Annotated in this window: 4 protein-coding genes and 1 pseudogene; 3 read left to right on the top strand and 2 right to left on the bottom strand. The window is 54.1% G+C overall.

Annotated elements, in window-relative coordinates; all coding sequences use genetic code 11:
• Positions 1-16 precede the first annotated feature (16 nt).
• Both ccmA and VAE48_RS11590 read right to left on the bottom strand, forming a co-directional pair.
• Entirely contained in the window at positions 17-775 is a 759-nt protein-coding gene (ccmA, locus tag VAE48_RS11595; protein ID WP_322793490.1) for a heme ABC exporter ATP-binding protein CcmA, read from the bottom strand.
• Positions 772-1,926 (bottom strand): pyridoxamine 5'-phosphate oxidase family protein, encoded by a 1,155-nt coding sequence (locus VAE48_RS11590; protein ID WP_322793489.1) that lies wholly within the window; start codon positions 1,924-1,926, stop codon positions 772-774. The genes ccmA and VAE48_RS11590 overlap by 4 nt, the downstream gene beginning before the upstream one ends.
• A 164-nt stretch (positions 1,927-2,090) precedes the next feature.
• Here VAE48_RS11590 and VAE48_RS11585 point away from each other — a divergent pair, with 164 nt between their 5' ends.
• From VAE48_RS11585 to VAE48_RS11575, 3 genes and pseudogenes are all read left to right on the top strand, one after another.
• On the top strand, positions 2,091-2,732 hold the full coding sequence (locus tag VAE48_RS11585) for a DsbA family protein (RefSeq protein ID WP_322793488.1): 642 nt from the start codon (positions 2,091-2,093) through the stop codon (positions 2,730-2,732).
• Between the two features lie 277 nt (positions 2,733-3,009).
• Positions 3,010-3,735 carry a hypothetical protein gene (locus tag VAE48_RS11580; RefSeq protein ID WP_322793487.1) on the top strand — a complete coding sequence of 242 codons (726 nt, stop codon included), beginning with the start codon at positions 3,010-3,012 and terminating at the stop codon, positions 3,733-3,735.
• A gap of 342 nt (positions 3,736-4,077) precedes the next feature.
• Positions 4,078-4,944: pseudogene (locus VAE48_RS11575) on the top strand (hypothetical protein); the annotation flags it as partial.

Here is a 4,944-nt window from a genome sequence, read left to right as displayed (position 1 = left end):
TTCAAGCGCTTTACTTTCACACCACCGCCTCCCTGCTGTGATTCAGAGCGGCACGCAGCTGCTTGAGCAAGGCTTGAAAGACAATACTATCCTCTGCGCGCGGATGGGGCAGGTCAACGGGTATATCAGCGATGATTTGCCCGGGCGCCGCCGAGAGGACAATCACCCGATCGGCCAGCCGCACAGCTTCATAGATGTTGTGAGTCACCCAAAGGACGGTGGGTTGGGCAGGCTGCCACAATTCCAGTAATTCGCGGGTCAGCTTTTCGCGGGTGATTTCATCCAGCGCGGCGAAGGGTTCATCCATCAGCCAGAGGCCGGCATTTTGAATCAACAATCGTGCCAGTGCCAGCCGCTGCTGCATACCGCCGGAGAGGGTGAAAGGGTAGGCGTGGGCAGCCTGCTGCAGCCCAACCCGGCGCAAGGCTTCTTCCACACTCATCTGATGGTTAAGACGGGTTGCCAGCAGCCTGCGCGCCAGTGAGATGTTCTGCTCGGCGGTCAGCCACGGGAGTAGCGCCGGGCTTTGGGCCATCCAGGCTACCTGACGGGCGGCATTGGCCTGAGCGGGTGTCTTCCCATCCAGCCAGATGTTGCCCTGCGTGGGTTGAATCAGGCTGGCGATCAGCCGCAGCAGGGTGGATTTGCCGCAACCACTCGGCCCGATAACCGCAACAAATTGGCCGCTGGGAATGCTCAAATTCAAGTTGAGCAAAGCCGGGCGCGGCTGCGGGGTAAAAAAGGTGTGGCTGAGGGCGTTGATTTCAACATTCATGGGAGAGAGGAATCGCTTTTGGGTGAGGTTGCGGTCAGTAAACCCTTCCAGCCGCGCAAGGACTCGGGGATAATCTGAAAGACCTGCTGAATCTGATCGCTGGAAGGCGCTAGGCTGGCTTCCCCCAAATATCTTTGGGACAGGCGTTGCAACAATTCATTTAAGCGCGGGTCATCTTTGGCAAGCGGCAGAGGCACGGCTTTGCCGCGCGCCGAAACGCGGCGCAAAGGCGGCCAAGGTTCATCAATGGTGAGCGAGGTTTCGGGATTGTGGAGCAGGTACTCTGCCCAAAGTGAACCCTGCCAGGCAATCAGGTAAAAGGCTTTGCCATCCCACTCTTGCCAGACCGGAATGACGTGCGGTTTTCCATCAGGACGCAGGCAGGCCAGTCTTGCTGTCCAGGGGCCTTGTAAAAAGCGGCGGATCTCTTGCAGGGTCAATTGAGCTTCAGCGGTGAGCTGGTTAGGCGGTTGTACCTGATAGGGTGTATAGGTGATTGCCCCAAGCCGATAGGAAAGGCGGGCGGCCAGCTCGCGCAGCTCGCCCAGCCATTCCGCCAGCAGGTTTTCTTCCCTCCAGCGAAAGGCCGGTGCACTCAGCAGCAGAGCGGCCTGCGGATGAACACCATCCGGGCAGACGGGCAGGGCCAGTTCGATGGTTTCGGTTGAACCTTTCAGAGAGTAACCGTTGCGCACGACTGCGGCAGCCGGCGGAGATTGGAATAAATCCTCGGCAGCGTTGGGGGTTTTGATCACGTCGCCAACGGGATAGGCGCTGCGCACGGTTTGACGGCTTTCCACCTGCGCCAGGTTCAACACTCCCTGAGCGGCCGGGACCGTGATGAGCAGGGTTTCTGGACAGGGGTGGTGACGGGCTTCCTGGTAAAATGCGTCCATCAGGTTTTGGTGGAACTCGCTGCTGGTGGTGCGCCAGACTGTCAGACGCGCACCGGCACGGTAACGCCCGCGGGGCTCGCTTTGTTCAAGGTAACCGGCGTTTTTCAGGGTGCGCAGCAAGAGGAACAAAGCCCCGCGTGAAATTCCCAACTGGGGCAAAATTTCCTGGGGGGTGAGGCCTTCCGGGTGGCTGAGGAACAATTCCACCAGTTTGAGTGTGCGTTCGGCGGTAGTAACCAGCGAATCGTTTTTCATTATTTTTTTGTTCAATTATTTGGACTTAGGTATAATTTTATATACGATGTTCAATTTGTCAATAGTCGTCCATTCGTTTTTTTTTCACCAAAATAGAAAAAGTAAGAAATCGGATGGGTGGAGTATCCAACCAGTAAAGAAGTTGATTTGTAAGGAACATTACCATGTCATCCAATCCAAATAAGGGTATGAATCTCCGTCCTCAGATTGCGGTAGCCGTTTTGATTGGCGGTCTGCTGCTGTTGGTGTGGTTGTTGCCCAGACCGAATTATCCGGAGGTGGCCGAGCAGCGCCTGCTGGATGACCCATATTTGGGCAATCCCGATGCGCCGATCGTTTTGATCGAATACGGCGATTATGCCTGCGAGGCCTGCCGGTTGTGGCACCAGGCGCAGGTGCGGCAGGGACTACTGGCCCGTTACCCGGATCAGGTACGGTTTGTCTGGCGGGACAATGCGAGACGCAGCACCGCCTCCATCAAAGCAGCAGAAGCCGGGCAGTGCGCTCACAATCAGGGGAGGTTTTGGGAATATCATGATCTTCTGTTTGAACAGGAAGAAGGGTTGGGGGTGGAGGCTCTCAAAAATTACGCTGTTCGGCTTGGGCTGGATGTGGAAAAATTTAATCGCTGCCTCGATGAAGATCACATGCGCCGCAAAGTGGAATTCGACATGCGGCGGGCAGGTGAATATGGTTTCAGTGTTACCCCGGCCTTCTGGGTGAACGGCAAGAAAATCATTGGGCCGCCTGCGCTGGATTATTTGAGCGAAATCATCGAGGGTCAACTGGCACAAGGCCGGCCTTGAAGATTCTGCATAGCCGACAATTTGTATGACAATTATCCGCCGCTAAAATTACAAGTGTTATTGACTGGGTTTTTTGAATTCACTATAATAAAAGTACTTCACCCTGCAGTTTCATACGGTATTACCATCTTCATCCCAAAAATTTAGTTGTAAGACCCGTCCAGCAGGCTTAAAAGCCGTGCGGGTTGTTTTGTTTCCATTCCTCTCGGGTGCATCATCCCTGCCTGGAGGACTGGAAACCTTCCATTAATCCCCAAATTTACAAGGAGCAAATCAAATGAAACTTACTCCCCCAACCCCCGTTTCCGTGGATACGTTGACAATTGATATTGGCGAGGTGGAAGCCATTTTACAGGGTTATCCCATGCAGCTGCCGCCCTGGCCGGAAGCCACCTTCCAGCTCAAAGACGGCCGCACGCTCTATCTGCGCTCTATGACTGAGGACGATATCCCCACTTTGCTCGGTTTCATGGAGCGGGTGATGAAGGTTGAGAAAGATTTTTACGATATTGTGGGCGTGCGTGTTTATGGGGAAATTCTGGCGGTCAAACGCAAACGCATTAAGGATGCCTTCACCATCCTGGGTTTAATTGACGGTGAGTTCGTCGGTTTTGCCAACGGGCGTTTCTGGAACAAAGACCTGGCGATCAGCCTGCACACCATGGCTTTCTCGCGCCGCGGTCGGGTAGGCTGGGCAATGTACTATGCCAAGACCTACTACGCCATGGAAATCTGCAAGGCTAAGGAGTGGTGGTCCACTTTTGAGAGTTACAACGGCTGGCGTATGGCCGGACTGGCGATGGCGCAACCCACCAAACCGTGGCCGGAATATCAGCACGAGCTTGGCGGCGCCAAGGTCTTCTATGTCAATCAGGACCACTGGAATATTCAGCTCAAGCAATATCTGGTAGATGCGGTCGGCAACGACCTGAATTTCGATGTGCCGGAAGAAGTGCGCAAGGCAAACGCTGTACTGCGCGTGCCGGAAAATCTTGAACTCTAAGAATCGCTAATGGAGGCCGGCTTGACCCGTCATAGCAGGGGTCAAGCCGGCAGGAATGGATTTGCTGGTGGAATTTGTGCGGATTGACTCTGATTTTCTAAAGTGATATACTCAAATTGTCAGTTGTCCAACAATTCTTGTTACGGCCGGGTTTCAGCCGCAATCCGCTTTACCCGAACAAAACCGAACCAATTGCATATCCCAATCCGATACCGAAAGGCAATTCCTTTTCAGGCATCAGCCGAAAATGGATTTTCACCTTTATCCACCATTCGAAAATCAACCGGCGGGAAATCTTTTCCCTTCGGTTATTTTGATTTATCTCACAAGAAGGAGTAAACGATGAGTGTGATTAAAGCCGAAGTTCGCAGCGGTGTTTACTACGACTCAGCGGTTCTGATGCAATTACAGCGTTCACTGGCTGATTTACCGGGTGTGGAAGACGCTGGCGTAATTATGGGAACGCCGACCAATAAAGAATTACTGGCGCGAGTGAATTTGATTACCCCGGAAGTGGAACAGGCCAAAGAAAATGATCTGGTGATTGTGGTGCGGGCTGGCGAAGAACGCGCCGTCAATGATGCCTTGATGCGGGTGGATGAATTGCTCACCGCGCGCAAATCCAGCATTCAACAGGATTACCGCCCGCGCAGTCTGGAAGGCGCCCAAGGCATGATGCCGGATGCCAACTGGGTGCTGATTTCGGTGGCCGGGCGTTATGCTGCCGGCGTTGCCCGCGAAGCCTTGCGCCTCAACAAGCATGTGTTCCTCTTCAGCGATAATGTTTCCGTTGAAGAGGAAATTTCTTTAAAAGCAGAGGCTGCGCAAAAAGGGTTGCTGGTGATGGGACCCGATTGCGGCACGGCAATGATCAACGGGATTGGCCTTGGGTTTGCGAACAAAGTGCGCCGTGGACCGATTGGGGTGGTAGCCGCCGCCGGTACCGGCTTACAGCAAGTCGCTTCGCGGATTGATCAATTGGGCGGCGGAATGACCTTTGGAATTGGCACCGGCGGACGTGACCTTTCCGAAAAGGTTGGCGGTGTAACCTTCTTGATGGGGTTGGATGCTCTCAGCCGCGATCCAGACACAAAAGTGATTGTGCTGGTTTCCAAACCGCCTTCCCCCAAAGTTGCTGATGAGGTTTTGCGGGTGGCGCGGAAAGCGGGCAAGCCGGTGGTGGTCAATTTCATCGGGCGGACGCCGATT

Source organism: Bellilinea sp. (genome assembly GCF_034432615.1).
In the GTDB taxonomy this organism is placed as follows: Bacteria; Chloroflexota; Anaerolineae; order Anaerolineales; family Anaerolineaceae; genus Bellilinea.
Note: the sequence above shows the minus strand (reverse complement) of the source record. Positions and strands in the feature narration are given on the sequence as shown.